The organism is Pelodictyon luteolum DSM 273, assembly GCF_000012485.1.
Taxonomy (GTDB): domain Bacteria; phylum Bacteroidota; class Chlorobiia; order Chlorobiales; family Chlorobiaceae; genus Chlorobium; species Chlorobium luteolum.
Window position 1 is genome coordinate 1674900 of sequence record NC_007512.1, and the last position, 17601, is coordinate 1692500.

General features: G+C 57.9%; 15 protein-coding genes and 1 pseudogene (1 of these 16 cut by a window edge). 8 read left to right on the forward strand and 8 right to left on the reverse strand.

The genetic code is table 11. The features are described 5' to 3' along the window. Positions 1 to 9: 9 nt before the first annotated feature. Both hrcA and prmC read right to left on the reverse strand, forming a co-directional pair. The gene (hrcA, locus tag PLUT_RS07715) at positions 10 to 1083 is read right to left on the reverse strand and encodes a heat-inducible transcriptional repressor HrcA (RefSeq protein ID WP_011358220.1); all 1074 of its coding nucleotides are present in this window, start codon (positions 1081 to 1083) and stop codon (positions 10 to 12) included. A 160-nt stretch (positions 1084 to 1243) separates the two neighbouring features. Beyond that, entirely contained in the window at positions 1244 to 2134 is an 891-nt protein-coding gene (gene prmC, locus PLUT_RS07720; RefSeq protein ID WP_011358221.1) for a peptide chain release factor N(5)-glutamine methyltransferase, read from the reverse strand. Between the two features lie 175 nt (positions 2135 to 2309). On the opposite strand from prmC, the gene PLUT_RS07725 reads away from it, so the two are divergent. Next, on the forward strand, positions 2310 to 3050 hold the full coding sequence (locus PLUT_RS07725) for a DUF4412 domain-containing protein (RefSeq protein ID WP_011358222.1): 741 nt from the start codon (positions 2310 to 2312) through the stop codon (positions 3048 to 3050). 54 nt (positions 3051 to 3104) lie between these two features. After that, positions 3105 to 4550, forward strand: coding sequence for a proline--tRNA ligase (proS, locus tag PLUT_RS07730; RefSeq protein ID WP_011358223.1), 1446 nt, complete (start codon positions 3105 to 3107; stop codon positions 4548 to 4550). A gap of 119 nt (positions 4551 to 4669) precedes the next feature. On the opposite strand, the gene PLUT_RS07735 is transcribed toward proS, so the two are convergent. Continuing rightward, entirely contained in the window at positions 4670 to 5260 is a 591-nt protein-coding gene (locus PLUT_RS07735) for a peroxiredoxin (RefSeq protein WP_011358224.1), read from the reverse strand. Positions 5261 to 5429: 169 nt separating this feature from the next. Here PLUT_RS07735 and PLUT_RS07740 point away from each other — a divergent pair, with 169 nt between their 5' ends. Both PLUT_RS07740 and PLUT_RS07745 read left to right on the forward strand, forming a co-directional pair. Continuing rightward, positions 5430 to 6737 (forward strand): NCS2 family permease, encoded by a 1308-nt coding sequence (locus PLUT_RS07740; protein WP_011358225.1) that lies wholly within the window; start codon positions 5430 to 5432, stop codon positions 6735 to 6737. A 14-nt stretch (positions 6738 to 6751) separates the two neighbouring features. Further along, positions 6752 to 7609, forward strand: a complete 858-nt coding sequence (locus tag PLUT_RS07745; protein WP_011358226.1) for a nitrilase-related carbon-nitrogen hydrolase — start codon at positions 6752 to 6754, stop codon at positions 7607 to 7609. 25 nt (positions 7610 to 7634) lie between these two features. Here PLUT_RS07745 and ispE read toward each other — a convergent pair whose 3' ends face one another. Further along, entirely contained in the window at positions 7635 to 8498 is an 864-nt protein-coding gene (gene ispE / locus PLUT_RS07750; RefSeq protein WP_011358227.1) for a 4-(cytidine 5'-diphospho)-2-C-methyl-D-erythritol kinase, read from the reverse strand. 133 nt (positions 8499 to 8631) lie between these two features. Here ispE and PLUT_RS07755 point away from each other — a divergent pair, with 133 nt between their 5' ends. Further along, positions 8632 to 9393 carry an SPOR domain-containing protein gene (locus tag PLUT_RS07755; protein WP_011358228.1) on the forward strand — a complete coding sequence of 254 codons (762 nt, stop codon included), beginning with the start codon at positions 8632 to 8634 and terminating at the stop codon, positions 9391 to 9393. 33 nt (positions 9394 to 9426) lie between these two features. Beyond that, entirely contained in the window at positions 9427 to 10614 is a 1188-nt protein-coding gene (locus tag PLUT_RS07760) for a sigma-54 interaction domain-containing protein (RefSeq protein ID WP_011358229.1), read from the forward strand. Here the strand turns inward: PLUT_RS07760 and lnt are convergent. After that, a complete protein-coding gene (gene lnt, locus PLUT_RS07765) occupies positions 10595 to 12223 on the reverse strand; it encodes an apolipoprotein N-acyltransferase (RefSeq protein ID WP_041463869.1) in 1629 nt (542 codons plus the stop codon). The genes PLUT_RS07760 and lnt overlap by 20 nt on opposite strands. 231 nt (positions 12224 to 12454) lie before the next feature. Here lnt and PLUT_RS07770 point away from each other — a divergent pair, with 231 nt between their 5' ends. Next, positions 12455 to 13555, forward strand: a complete 1101-nt coding sequence (locus PLUT_RS07770; protein WP_011358231.1) for a bacteriochlorophyll a protein — start codon at positions 12455 to 12457, stop codon at positions 13553 to 13555. A 114-nt stretch (positions 13556 to 13669) separates the two neighbouring features. Here PLUT_RS07770 and PLUT_RS07775 read toward each other — a convergent pair whose 3' ends face one another. Then, entirely contained in the window at positions 13670 to 14071 is a 402-nt protein-coding gene (locus tag PLUT_RS07775; protein ID WP_011358232.1) for a MerR family transcriptional regulator, read from the reverse strand. 139 nt (positions 14072 to 14210) lie between these two features. Here PLUT_RS07775 and PLUT_RS07780 point away from each other — a divergent pair, with 139 nt between their 5' ends. After that, entirely contained in the window at positions 14211 to 15974 is a 1764-nt protein-coding gene (locus PLUT_RS07780; protein WP_011358233.1) for an ABC transporter ATP-binding protein, read from the forward strand. 8 nt (positions 15975 to 15982) lie between these two features. Here the strand turns inward: PLUT_RS07780 and PLUT_RS07785 are convergent, their stop codons facing one another. Together PLUT_RS07785 and mutS are read right to left on the reverse strand one after the other, a co-directional pair. Continuing rightward, positions 15983 to 17419: a B12-binding domain-containing radical SAM protein gene (locus tag PLUT_RS07785; protein WP_011358234.1), complete on the reverse strand. Its 1437-nt coding sequence runs from the start codon at positions 17417 to 17419 to the stop codon at positions 15983 to 15985. After that, a pseudogene (gene mutS / locus PLUT_RS07790) lies at positions 17406 to 17601 on the reverse strand (DNA mismatch repair protein MutS) (its annotated part continues 920 nt past the right edge of the window); the annotation flags it as partial. The gene PLUT_RS07785 and the pseudogene mutS, both read right to left, overlap by 14 nt.

Here is a 17601-nt window from a genome sequence, read left to right on the forward strand (position 1 = left end):
AAATTGTGTTTAGTTGACATCCGACAGTGTTGCTGTCAGGCAGTCCGCCATGTAGTTCAATACACGGACGGCATGTTCATAATCCATTCGTTTCGGCCCCAGTATCCCCAGCGTTCCAACCATGCTGCCTGCATAGTATGGCGCTGAGACGATGGTCAAATCCTCAGCCTGCAGTGCGCTGTTCTCACGCCCGATGCTGATCGACACGTCATGTCCGGCAGTGCGTTTGAGGTCCTGCTTCGGCGCGATGTCCTCGACAAGGCGGGCAACGCTGAACTTGTCTTCGATCATGGTGATCAGTTCCCGTACCCGTTCCGGCTGCTTGAATTCCGGTTGCTCCACGATGTACTCCGCACCCGAGATATACAGTCGCTCGAAAATGGGCGACTCGTCGAACAGGCTGTCTGCCGAGCGCACGATAAGATCCTTCAGGTTGGTGTCGCAGCTGCTGCCGGCCAGACGGCGGGTGATTGAACGGCGGATTTCCGAAAGTGTCAACCCCGAGAGCCGTTCATTGAGCAGGTCGACGACCTCGTCGACTTTCTGGCGCGTCAGTTCATGCTGCAGCTCCATGACAATGGTCTTGACGAACATCGACTGGATGGAAAGCACCACCATCATCCTGGTGGAACTCAGAAGCACCATGTCGAGCTTCTCGAAAACCGCATTCGACAGGGTCGGAGAAAGGACGACACTGAGCTGTCGCGAAATGCTCCCGAGAACCTTCGCAGCAGATACCAGGACCTCGGCCGAGGTCCCCCTTCCTTCCATGCTGATCGGACCGAAATCCGACTCCATCCGCCGCTTTTCCTCCTCGTCGATGCGCTGCACCTTCATGATGAGGTCGACGTAGTAGCGGTACCCGAGGTCGGTGGGAATCCGCCCTGCGGACGTATGGGGCTGGCTGATATAGCCTTCAGCCTCAAGATCAGCCATGACATTGCGTATCGTGGCGTCTGAAAGACCGAGGCTGTAATTCCTTGCTATGTACCTGGAGCCTACAGGAGCGGCAGTAACCACATACAGCTGGATGATGATCCCCAGCACCTGCCGTTCCCGCAAGTTCAACTCACGAGAACCCATCTGACTGTTACCTGTTTTGATACCTGACAGTACGCTGCCCGTACAGAAAAGGGAATGTACGAAAAACACTCCGCCGCGACAACATCGCACCGCCAGAGGAAGCACGGGGGAAGCCAACCGTTTGCCGTGAAGAAAAAACAATGCATGGGGGCAATTAATTTCATCGGGGAAGCCGCCCCTGAACGATCCTGTTCAGGCCTGCGTAATCTTTCTTTACCACGATATCCAGCATGCCCGCCTCTTCGAGGAGCTCCACCACCCCCCCGGCGCCGTCCGCATGGATTTCCAGCGCGATCCGCCCGCCGGGCCTGAGGAGGCGGCCCGCCATAGCTGCCAGTGCCCGGTAACACTCCATCCCGACCGGAACCGTAAGGGCCAGCTTCGGCTCATGGTCCCGCACCTCAGGCTGCAGGCCGGCCCATTCAGATTCAGGGATGTAGGGCGGGTTGGAGACAAGCATGTCGAACGGGGCGCCTGGCGGCGAGAACAAGGGGTCCGTCATGTCGCCGACGGCGAACGATACCCGATCCCCGGCTCCGTGCCGCTCTGCATTGGTGCGGGCGACCTCAAGAGCCTCCAGGGAGACATCGATCCCCACGGCCTGCAGCGTCGGCATACGAATCGCCATGGTCAGGGCGATGCACCCGCTGCCGGTGCCGGCATCGAGGATGCGCGGGACCCCGGAGGCACTGGCCCCATCTGACTCAAGCAGCTCAAGGGCAAACTCGACAAGCAGCTCCGTTTCGGGACGGGGAATCAGCACCCGCCGGTCGACATGGAATGGCAGACCGTAAAACCACTGCTCGCCGGTGATGTACTGCAACGGCCGGCCGCCGAGGCGCTGGCGGCAGAGCTCCCTGAAGCGCTCGAGTTCATCGGGGTATACTGGCCGCTCGTGCTGCAGATAGAGGTCCAGACGTGCCATCTTGAGCACGTGCGCGAGCAGCAGTTCAGCACCGAGACGCGCTTCATCGACTCCTTTGGAGAGAAAAAACTCCGCCGTTGTTTTCAGCAGGCCTCGGACCTGCCATTCCTGTGCCGGTTTCGTCACGGTTGCCTTGTCTGGAGAATTGCCGCCGGGGGTGCATTGATAGCGATCGGCGAAACATGAATGTACACCCTCCCCCGCATTATAAAAAACCGGCGGCACGGCGGATGTTCCGATATTTGCGTAGCTTTATGTTTTCTTGAAACCATGCGACCCTGTACCAACAGACCCGATACCGATGAACAGACTGCTGACACTTCTCCTCATCCTCCTCTCTTCCATCCTGCCCGGCAGAGCAACTGCTGCAGCCACTTTCACAGGGGTCATGGAAATGCTCCTTACCATGCCCTCCGGCAAGGCTGAGGTTACCTACTATTTCGGAGACCGGGCCCAGAAAATGGAGATGTTCGTCCAGCTCCAGAGAGTCCCCGATCCGCTGCGCACTGCCGTCATCACCAGAGCATCGCGGCCGGACGAAGCCATCATCATCAACCACGACACAGGGTCCTGGTCCCCTGTGAACCTCCGCTCGGCAGCTGAAAACGCAACGCTCCTCGACTTCGACAGCAACTACAGGCTCGAACGCCTTGCGAACACAACCCTGAAAGGATACCCCTGCCGCCACATCCGTCTTACAAGCAGCACTGAACGGCTCGAGCTCTGGGTAGCCGAAGGTCTCGGAGATTTTTCGACCTTCCGCATCCTGCAGTCGCAGAACCCCCGGCTCTCGAACACCTCGCTCTCCCGAACCCTCAAACAGGCAGGCGTCGAGGGATTCCCTGTCCGCATCATCCAGTCCTCCGGCGGTTCAACAAACCGGATGGAACTTGTGCAGGTATGGCCGAAAAAGCTCCCCGACTCAGAATTCAGGGTACCCGGGGGGTACCGGAAGGTCATCATGGACGAAGCTCCAATCAGCCAGGACCGCAAGGCCCACCTGAAAAACCTGATGGAAAAGATGAAAAAGTTCGAGCAGTAGTCGTATATTTTTGCTCCCCGAGAGCAGCAGCATCAACCCTAAGCACATACATCCGTGGCAGATAAAATCACCGCAAGAAACGAAGACTATTCCCAGTGGTACATCGACCTGGTCCGCTCGGCAAAACTCGCAGACTATTCCGACGTGCGCGGCTGCATGGTCATCCGGCCGAACGGCTATGCAATCTGGGAAAAGATGCAGGCTGCCCTTGACCGGATGTTCAAGGAAACCGGCCACGTGAACGCCTACTTCCCCCTCTTCATCCCTGAAAGCTTCATCGCCAAGGAGGCGGAACATATCGAAGGGTTCGCGCCCGAATGCGCCGTCGTCACCCACGGAGGAGGAGAGGAACTTGCCGAAAAGCTCTACGTACGTCCGACTTCGGAAACCATCATCTGGTCCTCCTATAAAAAATGGATCCAGTCATACCGGGATCTGCCGATCCTCATCAACCAGTGGGCCAATGTGGTACGCTGGGAGATGCGCACCCGGCTCTTCCTTCGCACCACCGAATTCCTCTGGCAGGAAGGCCATACCGCCCATGCAACGCCCGAGGAATCGCAGGAGGAGGTCATGCGGATGATCAACGTCTACCGCACCTTCGCTGAAGAATACATGGCCATGCCGGTCATCATGGGCCGGAAAACCGACAGCGAGAAATTCGCCGGCGCTGAGGAGACTTACTGCATCGAAGCGATGATGCAGGACGGCAAGGCCCTTCAGGCAGGCACCTCGCACAACCTCGGCCAGAACTTTGCAAAGGCCTTCGACTGCCAGTTCCAGACCAAAGACAGCCGTCTTGATTACGTATGGGCCACCAGCTGGGGTGTTTCGACCAGGCTCATCGGAGCGCTCATCATGGCCCACTCCGACGACCGGGGTCTTGTGCTTCCCCCGAAACTTGCCTCGCGCCAGGTGGTCATCATCCCGATTCTGCGAGGCGACAAGGCTGCCGTACTGGAGCAGGCCGATGCCATGGCCGCATCTCTGAAAGCAGCTGGAATTCCCGCATTTGTCGACGGCAGTGAACAGAACTCGCCCGGCTGGAAGTTCGCCGAATATGAACTGCAGGGCATTCCTGTCCGCATTGAAGTCGGCCCACGCGATATTGAAAAAGGGATCTGCATCGCCGCACGTCGCGACACCCTCGAAAAGAGTGAACTGCAGCTCGGAGAGACGCTCCCGGGGGCGGTGCAGGAAATCCTCGATGCCATGCAGAAGGATATGTACCAGAAGGCCCTCCTGTTCCGTGAAGAGAATACGGTTGAAGCCTCCAGCTATGAAGAGTTCAAGGCCGCTGTCGAAAAAGGGTTCGTCATTGCACACTGGGACGGCACTGCCGAAACTGAAGAAAAGATAAAGGAAGAGACAAAAGCCACCATCAGGGTCCTTCCCGAAGAGGACGGCTATATCGAACGCTACCGGATGAACGAGCCCGGCACCTGCATATACTCCGGCAAACCCGCAGCTCAGAAAGTGGTATTCGCAAAAGCATACTAAGCCGGACCAAAGACCGATCCTCGGAACGGCACTACGAAAAACAAAGAGCCGCCGGTATCAGGACGATATCGGCGGCTCTTTGTTCTCTTACGCTTGTAGATAAAAAACTTCTGCGGGTCTTACTCGTCCTTGAAAAAATCCTTCAAGCCTTCATCGGTAGGCTTCATCGCCTTGTCGCCCTTGTTCCAGTTGGCGGGGCACACTTCGCCGAACTGCTCGGTGAACTGGAGCGCGTCGACCATGCGGAGAACCTCGTCCACGTTGCGGCCGAGCCCGAGATCGTTGACCACCTGATGGCGCACAATCCCTGCTTTATCAATCAGGAACAGTCCGCGCAAGGACACACCGGCTCCTTCAGCAAGCACGTCGTAATCAGTAGAGACCGTCTTGTTGAGGTCGGAGAGGAGCGTATAGGTCACGCCCTCGATGCCGCCGCGGTTGCGCGGGGTCTGCAGCCATGCGAAATGCGAGAACTTGGAGTCTACCGAACAGCCGATAACCTCTACGTTGCGTTTTTTGAACTCATCGAGTTTCTCCTGGAACGCATGCAATTCGGTCGGGCAGACGAAGGTGAAATCAAGCGGATAGAAAAAGAGGATGACATACTTGCCGCTGAAATCCGAAAGCTTGCAGGAATCGACAAACTCCCTGCCGCCGGCAACGGCCTCTACATTGAATTCCGGCGCTTTGCGCCCGACTAGAACACCCATGGCTCCTCCTTATGATGATTGAATGGATTTAATGACTGAATTAATGACTGGACTTTAAATAGGACTTATTTAGTCCAAGATAGACGTTTCAGCGGATAATCCAAAGAAATCATTATCATTTATGACTGACAACAAATAGAAAGGCGAAACCATTCAGGGAGAGATGCCAATGGGCATTCGTTCATATTTCGGGTTTGAAGAACATGGCACCGGGTACCGGCAGGAGTTCCTCGCCGGACTGACCACCTTCTTCACCCTCGCCTACATCATCGTCGTCAACCCGGCCATCCTCGAAGCTGCGGGCATGCCGAGGGGGGCGTCAACAACGGCAACCATCTTCACCGCCCTTACCGGCACGCTCCTCATGGGGCTGTACGCCAAACGTCCGTTTGCCGTTGCGCCATACATGGGCGAGAACGCCTTCATAGCCTACACGGTCGTGCAGGTGCTCGGCTATTCATGGCAGACAGCGCTTGCCGCCATCTTCCTCAGCGGCGTACTCTTTACCATCCTGACCCTTGCGGGGTTGCGGCGATGGCTGGCAGAATCCATACCGGTATCCCTGAAGCACAGCTTCCCCGTCGGCATCGGTCTGTTCCTCGCCTTTCTGGGTCTCGGCGACATGGGTGTCATCACCATCGGGGTTCCGGGTGCGCCGGTCCGGATGGGAGACATTACGGCCCTTCCCGCACTGCTCGGTCTTGCCGCCCTGCTGCTTACCGCCGTGCTCATCGCCCGGAAACAAAGCGGAGCGATCCTCATCGGCATGGCAGCCGCAACCGGTTGCGGCGTCATGACAGGCCTTGTGGACATGCCCGCATCCCCGTTCAGCCTCCCGCCCGCCATCGGCCCCGTGCTGCTGCAGATAGACTTCCACGCCGCCTTCACCCTCGGGTTCCTCGGCGTAATCACCAGCGTCCTCATCATGGACTTTGTCGACACCATGGGATCCCTTTACGGCCTCTCCTCCCGGGCGGGCCTGCTTGACACGGAGGGGAACCTCCCGGACATCGAAAAGCCCATGCTGGTCGATGCCATCTCGACCCTTATCGCCGCCCTCATAGGCACGACGACGGCCGGCATCTTCATTGAATCGGCGACCGGCATCGAGCAGGGAGGACGGACAGGGTTCACGGCAGTGGTCATCGCGGGCTTCTTTGCCCTCTCCCTCTTCTTCTCTCCGCTCCTCACCATCGTACCCGCCTTCGCCTACGGCCCTGCCATGGTGCTCGTCGGCATGTTCATGCTCGGCTCGGTGACGAAGCTGGACTTCAGTGACCACGCCGAACTGATTCCGGCGTTCCTCACCATCATCCTCATGATCTTCACCTTCAACATCGGTGTGGGCATCACGGCGGGCTTCCTTGCCCATGTGCTGATGAAGCTCTTCACCGGCCGCCACGGGGAGCTCAGTCCGGGAATGTGGATCCTTGCCATGATATCCCTCGTCTTCTACCTCTTCTATCCCTATCACTAAACCCCTCACCGACAATGCTGAAAGCGAATCTGCATATAGCCCAGACGGACTGCACCCTCGCGAATTTCGATGAAAATCTGGCCCATCACTGCCTGCTTGCCGAGGAGGCTCTGAAGGGCGGCGCCGACGCAATAGCGTTTCCGGAACTCTCGCTGACGGGATACAACGTGCAGGATGCGGCCCAGGACATTGCCATGCATATCGACGACCCGCGCCTCGATCCGCTCAGGGAGCTGAGCCGCAACATCACCATCATCTGCGGGGGAATAGAGCTGAGCGAAGAGTATGGGGTGTACAATTCGGCGTTCATGTTCGAAGACGGAAAGGGACGGAGCATCCACCGCAAGATCTACCTGCCCACGTACGGCATGTTTGAAGAGCTCCGCTATTTTTCAGCGGGCCAGGAAATCACGGTCGTCGACTCGCGAAGGCTCGGCCGCATAGGGGTCGCCATCTGCGAGGACTTCTGGCATGTATCGGTCCCCTACCTTCTGGCCCACCAGGGGGCCCAGCTCATGATGGTGCTGATGTCGAGCCCGCTTCGCATGTCGCCGGGAGCGGGGCTGCCGCCGATCGTCACCCAGTGGCAGACCATCGCCTCCACCTATGCATTCCTCTTCAGCACCTTCGTATGCTGTGTCAACCGGGTGGGCAATGAAGACAGCTTCACCTACTGGGGGAATTCGTCCCTGACGGGGCCGGACGGCACAGCCATCCAGAACGCCCCGCTCTTCAAGGAACAGGTACTCGAAACGGTGCTGGATTTCTCAGCCGTCAAACGCACCCGGCTGCACTCGTCGCACTTTCTTGATGAAGACCTCCGCCTGATATCGACAGAGCTCCAGTCGATCATCACGGGCCGCAAGGGCTGAAAGAAAGGGGGCGCCTGCGGCAGCGTCACTGCCGCATCGAAAAACCGGGAGGGGTAAGGTTCGTGGGATAGGATGCCCGCTGCCGCTCAATGGCGCGACGGGCGTCCATAGCGGTTTCGAACAGTCCATAGACGGCCGAACCGCTGCCGGAGAGGGAGGCAAACACCGCTCCTGCCTCGAGAAGATCCGTATGGACCCTGCGGACCTTCGGGAACTGCTCGAAGACAGCGGACTGAAAATCATTTTCAAACAGCTCGAGCCGCCCGGTGTCCCCGATTCCGGAGAGGTCGGCGGCTATCGTACGGATATCGGGACGGCTCTGCCCGAATCGGCGGTGGAAGTTCCCGTAGGCCCACGCAGTGGAGATGTGCTCCGCTGGAAACACCGTCACCACATGCCATGGCAGTCCGGCATGCAGGTCAGTCAGTTCATCACCGATGCCGCCCGCATAGGCGAGCCCCTCCATTTCAAGAAAATAAGGTACGTCGGCGCCCAGCTTCACTGCCAGCGGGTGCAGGTCCTCCACCGTGGCGTTGATGTTCCAGAACCCGTTCAATACCCGCAGCACGGTTGCAGCGTCGCTGCTGCCGCCGCCAAGGCCCGCACCGAACGGAACCTGCTTGTCAAGCTCGATCGACACACCATCCCCTACTCCGGCGTACTCCTGCAGCGACCGGGCGGCCCTGATGCAGAGGTTGCTGCCGTCAGTCGGAAGGTCGGCGTTCGTGCAGCGCATTGAAATAGCGTCAGCTGGACTGAAACAAAGCGTGTCGTGCCAACTGACGGGGGCAAAGATGGTTTCAAGGTTGTGGTACCCGTCATCCCGTTTTCCGGTGATGAAAAGACCGAGGTTGATTTTGGCATATGCATGCACGGAAATGGAGGGCATTGGTCTCTCTTGTTGTATTCAGGAACGGCGTTGAGGGTTCCGTTTATATGAAAAATTTGTCATATTGACTGCGCGGAAGCTATTGCAATGCACCGTTCAACTGAAACCCCGGCAACCTTCAACCCGTAGCACCATGCCCAGAGGAAAGGCCAACTCCACGCTTCGTTCGTTTGCGCTCTGTATCGCGGCGTACGCCGCACTGGTGACGGCTCCCACTGAAGCCCGCGGTGCGGGTGGGGTCTCCTACGCGGCGCAGATCCGGCAGTATGTCCAGCAAGATAAAACATATTTATTACAATCAATCCGCCAAAAAGCCGTGGCCGGCTCTGAAAAAACCGTCATTGAAGCACTCCTGACGGAAGATGGGCCTAAGGCTGTGTCCCTGTTCCGGCGCCAGCTTGCTATGTACCCCGACCCGGCAATCGACCCGATCAGCCATGCGCGCATCGCAGATTATAACCGCTCGCTGACCGCAGCGGTTCCTGCACCGCAGCTATCGAAACCCATTCCGGCACCCGCGCCAGCCCCTTCTCCTGCAGCTTCCCCGCAACCAAAAGCTGCGTCCGTTGCAGCCAAAGCGCCACTGCAGCCCTCAGCACCGGCACCCGTGGCGGCACAAGCGCCTGTGCCTGCCATGGTACCTGAAAAACCGGCCGCCTACAGCACAACCGCGTACGGTACAGCCGACACCCACACCCTGCAGTTCGGAAGCTTCAGCAACAGGGTGAACGCCGAAGCGTATGCCTCGAGACTTTCAGCAGAAGGACAGATTACCGTTGTTTTCGAGAACCAGATGTACAAGGTACGCCTTGCCAAAGGGTTCCCGAATGCCGATGCGGCAAAGTCGGCCGCGCGCCGGCTTCCCTTCAGCTCCATAGCCATACCCATCAGGTGAGCAGTTGAGCGCTGCTGCCACAGGATCCTCAAGATGAAAAAAGAGACCGGACTCATAGGAAAATGCGACCTCCTGGTGCGGCTCCGCCAGTTCGCACTTCAGGTTGCCGAAACCGACATCACGGTACTCATCACCGGCGAAACCGGTTCGGGCAAGGAAGTGCTGGCACGTTTCATCCATGACCACAGCCGGCGGGCCGGAGGCAGTTTCATCCCCGTCAATTGTGGGGCCATTCCCGCCGGGATTCTCGAATCGGAGCTCTTCGGACATGAAAAAGGGGCGTTCACCGGGGCCATACAGGCCAGAAAAGGCTATTTTGAATCTGCCGACTGCGGCACCATCTTCCTCGACGAAATCGGGGAAATGCCTACCGAAACCCAGGTAAAGTTTCTTCGGGTCATTGAAAACGGCGAGTTCCAGCGGGTCGGCGCGTCCCACTCCATTTACGCCGACACCCGCATCATCGCAGCCACCAACAGGAACCTCATCCAGTCGGTCAGCGAAAAACATTTCAGGGAAGACCTATACTACCGCCTCCGCAGCGTGGAATTGCACATACCGCCGCTGCGTGAAAGGGGCAGCGATATCCTGCTTTTGACGGAGCACTTTGTACACGAGTTCCAGTCGAAGCACCGGATCCCGTTCGAGGGGTTCAGCCCGGAAGCCACGGAAATGCTCCTCCGCTACACCTGGCCGGGCAATGTCCGCGAACTGCGCAACCTCATCGAATCACTGCTCGTGCTCGAAAAGGGTAGCGAGATCACGCCCGATATCCTTGACAAACATCTGGTGCAGCGAAGCCGGTTCAAAAGCCTCGTCCACGACCCCGCCCGTTCGGAAAAGAACGAGCTGCAGCTCGTATACAGCAGCATCATCCAGCTCCGTCAGGAAGTAGGTGAAATCCGCCAGATGCTCCAGCAACTCGTATACACCCCCCAGCCGACCGCCCCAAGACCGCTTCTCCTGCCCGATGCAACAACGCACAATACCGACAAAGAAGTCGCACCGGTGAATGAGATGAGCCCGCCGGTGAATGAGATGAGCCCGCCGGCGAACGAGATGAGCCCGCCAGCGAACGAGATGAGCCCGCTTCAGGCGGCGGCAAAACAGGCCGTTGCCGATGCGCTCCGCTCCTCCGGCGGCAGCAAAAGAAAAGCCGCAGCAGCCCTCGGCATCACCGAACGGACGCTTTATAGGAAAATCAAGACCTACGGGCTCTGAGGGAAAGCCTCCCGATACCTCCCGATGCCACCACGAGCAACGAAACCGCCACACAAACCTTCGGCAGCAGGTCGGGGTGGCTGGTGTAGAAGCTCAGCTCCCGCCCCAGTGGAAGCTCAGCATTGAGGACCTGCTCCTCCCACCACGGAACCCTGGCGATGGTGCGCCCGAAGGGGTCGATGCACTCAGTGACGCCCGTATTGGCGCACCGGGCCATGGCGCGACGGTTCTCGATGCAGCGCAGGCGGCCGATTGCCAGGTGCTGCCAGGGGCCGTAAGAGGTGCCGTACCAGCCGTCATTGGTAACCAGCGTCAGGAGCTCGGCTCCCTCCCTGACAAATTCCGATACATAGCCTGGAAAAATCGACTCGTAGCAGATAATGTTGGCGATGCGCACCCGCTTGCGGTCTGCGGGATGAAGCTCCATGAGGGAGGGCCCTGGCCCCCGGCCCCAACTGCCCACTCCCGCCAGAGAAAACGTAAGTTGTTCAAGTGCCGGAAAATACTCGGTATAGGGAACCCGCTCCGCAAATGGAACCAGGCGCACCTTCCGGTAAACCTGCAGGCTGTCAACCCCCGGAGAGAGAAGCATGGAGGCGTTATAGGTCTCATAGAAGCGGCCGCTCTGCCGGTCGAATTTTCCCGGTCCTGCCGAAGAGGGCGCGTCTCCAGGAGCAGCATAGACGATGTCCGAGAACCCGGTCAGGAGCGGGGCGCGCCAGAGGCTGAGTGCGCGTCGCAGTGAGAGGAGATACTCATCGTTGCCGTCATCAAGGATGAAGAACGGAAGGGCTGTTTCAGGCCATACCACCAGATCGGGACGGCTCTCCCTGACGGCGCGGCCGGTCAGCCGGTAATAGAGCTCCAGGGTTTCGCTGCCGGTGTATCGGTCCCACTTTTCATACGGATCTATGTCGGGCTGCACGAGGCTGACCCGGATTGTTCCCGCACGACCCGCTCCGCCTGGGGCATGCAGGACCACGGCACTGTAGGCGAGAGGAGCGAGCACCATCGCAAGCAGTGCGCCGGCATAGGGTACAAGCAGCCTCCTTCCGCCGAGGACGGCAAGCACGACAAGCACATTGAATGAGGAGAGCCAGAAACTGATGCCCCACACTCCCGTAATATCGGCATACTGCACCATGGCATTGAGATTCGCCTGGGAATTGCCGAGCGTCAGCCAGCCGAGCGACAGATCCTGCTGCATATAGAGCCACTCCCACCCCACCTGCATGAACGGGAAGGCTACGAGGGCCCGCCGCAACCCCCAGAAACGGTTGCAGAGGAAAAACAGCATGAACGGCACGGTCATGAAAAATGCTTGTGCCGCGATGGTCATGATGCCTCCCGGCAACGTGGCAATGCATACCCACCAGAGTGCCCCGGCCGAATATGCGAGCATGGCGGCATAGGACTTGCGAAACACCGATCCGGATGACGGATCGTCGGCAACAGTCAACAGCAGCGGCACGAGTGCAACCCAGGCGAGCAGCTCAAAATGGATGGATGGATAAGAAGGGAACGAAACGGCAAGAAGCACTCCGCTGAGGAGGGAAGATGCATAGGCGGAACGGCGGAACCGGTCGGCCGCCTTCGGGTAAACAGTCATTGCTTTAGAGACGATAAAATCAATGAACGAAGTCAATGAACCCAGGAGAGGCAGAAAAATTATACAACATTTCGTGCTAAGAGATAAACACGACGGAGATATTTTGCTTTTTTATTGATTAATTATTCTTTAAATTTATTTCAAGCTGTTATTTAACAGGGGTAGGCTTTCAGTAAAACGGGCCCCTGCAAATATCCAATTTCAACGCCATCAGAAAAAGGAGAAATCATTATGGCTCTTTTCGGCACTAAAGACGCGACCACCGCGCACTCCGATTACGAAATCGTTCTCGAGGGCGGTTCGAGCTCGTGGGGAAAGGTAAAAGCCAGGGCGAAAGTAAACGTCCCCCCGGCCCTCCCGCTGCTGCCCGCAGACTGCAATGTCAAGATCAACGTGAAGCCGCTGGATCCCGCTAAGGGCTTTGTACGGTTCTCGGCTGTCATCGAATCCATCGTCGACAGCACAAAGAACAAACTGGTCATCGAAGCTGACATCGCCAATGAAACCAAAGAACGCAGGATCTGCGTCGGTGAGGGTTCCGTCACCGTCGGTGATTTCTCCCACTCGTTCTCATTCGAAGGCTCTGTCGTCAACCTGTTCTACTACCGCTCCGACGCAGTCCGCAGGAATGTACCGAACCCGATCTACATGCAGGGTCGCCAGTTCCACGACATCATCATGAAGGTGCCGCTTGACAACAACGATGTCATCGATACCTGGGAAGGAACCCTGAAAGCACTCCAGACCACCGGTGCATTCAATGACTGGATCCGTGAGTTCTGGTTCATCGGACCTGCCTTCACCGCACTCAACGAGGGCGGCCAGAGGATTTCCAAGATCGAGGTCAACAGTATCGGCACCCAGAGCGGCGACAAGGGTCCCGTCGGTGTCACCCGCTGGCGTTTCTCGCACGGCGGATCGGGCATCGTCGACTCCATCGCACGCTGGGCGGAACTCTTCCCGGCCGACAAGCTCAACAGGCCTGCTTCCGTTGAAGCCGGTTTCCGTTCCGATTCACAGGGTATCGAAGTCAAGGTCGACGGCGACTTCCCCGGCGTTTCCGTAGATGCCGGCGGCGGACTCCGCAGGATCCTGAACCACCCGCTCATTCCGCTGGTCCACCACGGCATGGTCGGCAAGTTCAACGACTTCACCGTCGATACCCAGCTCAAGATCGTTCTTCCGAAAGGCTACAAGATCCGCTACGCAGCTCCTCAGTTCCGCTCGCAGAACCTTGAGGAATACCGCTGGAGCGGTGGCGCTTACGCCCGCTGGGTGGAGCATGTCTGCAAAGGCGGCACCGGCCAGTTCGAAGTGCTCTACGCTCAGTAAGCAGCCAATCGGACATCAACACAACACGAAAGCCGGCGTCAGCCGGCTTTCTGTTTTTATGGCCCCATCACTCCGGTCCCATCATTCCGACCCGGGAGTCATCGAGAAGAAGCATCAACCGAGCAGCTGCAGAATCTCCTCAATCTCCGACTTGACCTCCTTCAGCACAGCCACCCTTCGCTGGTCGACCACCCGGTTTTTCTTGTCTACATGGCCGATCTCCTTCTGCAGGCGGAGGATCTCGCCGGTTCGGGGATCCTCGTCCCTCGTCTTGCCCTCATTCTTCATCAGTTCGCTTGCCTTGCCGAGCCGGTAGCCCTGCTCATAGACCAGATCTTTGATATTGAGCACGAGAGCCATGTCGCGGTTGGTGTAGCGACGGTTGCCGCGGGTGTCCCGACCGGGGCGAAGTTCCTTGAAAAAGGTCTCCCAGTAGCGAAGGAGATAGGCTGGAACACCGGCAATCCGGCTGACCTCACCTATCGAGTAGTAATTTTTGCTGGCGTCAAACGGCATGAGTCTCCCCCGTATGGCATAGTTTTGATTTCGTCATTCTTATTATACATTTACTACCGCTACATCAAAAACATGACTGATGAAATAACGGATGAACTGACGGATGAAATTACGGATGAAATTACGGAAGAAATAACGGATGAAAAATCTTCTCAGCCTCCTGCCCTATCTCGGCAGGTACCGCACGAAACTGTTTGCAGGGTTTGCGTTCATCATCCTGACAAACCTGTTCGCCGTAATAGGGCCCCGCTACATCCGTCTGGCCATCGACAGCATGAACGGCAGCTTCCTTATTGAGCACGTCCTCCAAAACACCAGCCTCTATGTCCTCTTCGCCCTTTTAAGCGGTTTTTTTCTTTTCCTCGTCCGTCAGAGCATCATCGTCACCTCCCGCCATATCGAGTATGACCTGAAGAACGACTACTACCGCCACCTGCAGCGCCTGCCGAGGTCTTTCTACGACAGCACGAGCACCGGTGAGCTCATCTCCAGAGGCACCAATGACCTGAACGCAGTACGGGAATTCCTCGGTCCCGGCATCATGTACTCCCTGAACACCTTTTTCCGCCTGCTCTTCGCGCTGGCGGCGATGATCGCCCTTTCGCCGAAACTCACCTTCTTCGCCCTCCTGCCTGCCCCGATCCTCAGCTGGTCGGTCTACCGGATCGGACGCTCGATGCAGAAGCGCTCGAAAAGCATACAGGAAAGCTATGCGGCCATCACCAACCTCGTACAGGAAAACCTCTCCGGCATCCGCATTGTCAAAAGCTACACGAGGGAGGCGTTTGAGATTGACCGCTTTGAAAAACTCAACAGAGAATATTACGGGAAAAACCTCTCTCTGGGAAAACTGCAGGCGCTTTTTTTTGCATTCCTCACCTCACTCACCGCATTCTCGCTGCTGCCGGTGATATGGATCGGTGGCAAGAGCGTCACAGAGGGAACGATGACCATCGGCGGCATCGCGCAGTTCATCGTCTATGTCACCATGCTCGGCTGGCCGATCATCTCCATCGGCTGGGTAACGAGCATCATCCAGAAAGCATCCTCCGCTCAGGCGAGGCTTGATGAAATCATGGGCATGCAGCCCGAACCCGGTACGGAGGGGACAGCGGAGAGTGTTGATGCTCCTCAGCAGAAAGGCGCCTCCGGGACCCTCTCATTCAGGGACATCAGCTTCAGCTATCCCGGTAATGAGGACCGGCCGGTTCTCGAGCATGTGACGCTTGAGATCAAAGCCGGCACCAAGACCGCCATTGTCGGGGCGACAGGATCGGGAAAAACATCCCTCGTCAGCCTTATCCCGCGTCTCTACGAACCAACAGGAGGCGCCATCACCCTCGATGGACAGGACATCAGGAGCCTGCCACTGGAAAAGCTGCGCGAACAGATCGGATACGTGCCTCAGGTCAACTTCCTCTTTTCGGACACCATCGCGCACAACATCAGCTGGGGCAGCCGGCGAAGCAGTGCCGAGGAGGTGCTTGAAGCCAGCCGGACGGCCATGCTCCATGATGACATCCAGGACTTTCCCGATGCGTTTGAAACCATGCTCGGAGAAAAGGGTATCAACCTTTCAGGGGGCCAGAAACAGCGGGCCTGCATTGCCCGGGCTGTTGCATGGAAACCACGCATCCTTATCCTCGACGATGCCCTCTCGGCCGTCGATACCGCAACGGAAGCGAGGATTTTCGATGCCCTGCTCCAGGAGCTGCCCGACACCACCGTCATCCTCATCAGCCACCGGATCTCCACGGTGAAGAACTGCGACCGGATCATCGTCCTCAAAGACGGCCATATCGCCGAAAGTGGCTCCCACGGGGAACTGCTCGAACATCAGGGAATTTACTTCGAACTCTACAACCAGCAGCTCCTCGAAGAGGAGATCCTCTCGCTCAGCTGACCCCCCCCCTACCCTTCCCCGGCGCCGGCAAGGGTGGCCAGCTGGCGATAGAGATCGCGGCGCGCGAGGCCGTACAGATGGACATAAAGCAGGTTGAACGACAAGACGGAAGCTCGGAGGGTTGGTGCCGAAGCGGCGCGCTTCAGCGCGTTTGCCACCGTGAACACCCTCTTCGTCAGTCCGGTATACGAGGGGATGAATGACTCGATCGAAACAGCCTTCGGCCGGTACAGCATCTCCTGACCCCATGAGAACCTGAAGGCATCGTGGTTCCCCGGATCATGCAGCAGCCGATGCTCACCGGCAAGTCGGGTGAACAGATCTGTTCCAGGAATCGGCCGCAGGAGGTTGATGCCCGGAACGTCAACCCCCGTCTCTTCGATGAACTCCTCGATACGGCGCGGCATATCCAATGTGTCACCGTCAAGGCCGTAGATGAAACTGCCATAGACACAGATCCCGGCATCCCTTATCGCCTTGATCGAAGCCACCTGTCGCGAAGCCGGGTTATGGAACTTGTGGTGGGCGTGGTTGCTGCCGTCGCCGATGCTTTCAATGCCGACGAGAAGCGCGCCGCAACCGGAACGGGCAAATACTTCAAGCAGAGCGGGATTCTCCCCGAGTGCGGTTGTCGACTGGCCTACCCACCGGATGCCGAGGGGAATCAGCCCGTTGAACAGCTCCCGGGCGTAGCGCTCATCAGCGTTGATGGTATCGTCGAGAAAAAAGAATATCCGACGATCCTCCTTCAAAAAACCCTCTACCTCCCTCTGGACATCCTTCACCGGACGGTGGCGCAGGCGGTGACCGTTCATCACATGCACGGTGCAGAAGTCGCAGCTGTAGGGGCAACCTCGGGTGGTCTGCACCACATTGGTCGTGAAATAGCTCTTGATGTCAAGCATGGATTTACTGACAGGACGGGACAAGGAGAGGTCGGGCGGCGTTTCCTGGCGGTATTCGGCCCTTAATTCACCCTTCCGGAGGTCCAGGAGCACCTCACGCCAGAGGTCGTCTGCTTCGCCGCATACCAGAACGTCGGCATGCTCCCGGCACCGCTCCGCAAAGAGGGTGACGTAGGGGCCGCCGAGCACCACCTTCACTCCACGATGCCTCAAGGCGGCGGCAAGTTCAAAGGCAGGGCGCACCGCACCGGTCTGCACGCTGATGCCGACGAGATCCCAGTGCCGATCGGCGGGAAATCGCTCAAAACGAAGATCGCAGTACTCCTGACGGACGCCGTCCACCTGCACGGAGCCGAGGATCATGAGTGAAAGGGGCGGAATGGCGAACTGCGCCCGGCGGATGATGCCGCTGAAAAGGGTGTCTTTCAGCGATGAGAAGAGAGCTGTCGAACGGGCAGCATCGCCGAGAAGGGCAGCGCCATCCACTCCGCTATCGGCCTGGATGAAAACCAGAAGGACGGCTTTATCAGCTCCTGGCATTGAGATACCCCTGGAGCTTTTTGAGTTCAAGCAGGGCGTCGATGGGTGTCAGCCGATCGATGTCGATGGCTTCAATAGCCGCATGCAGACGGGATTCAACAGCATCGAACAGGTTTATCTGCATGCTTTGGCGGACTGCGGGAGCGGCGGGAACGGCCACGTTGTTTTTTTCTAGACCGGCC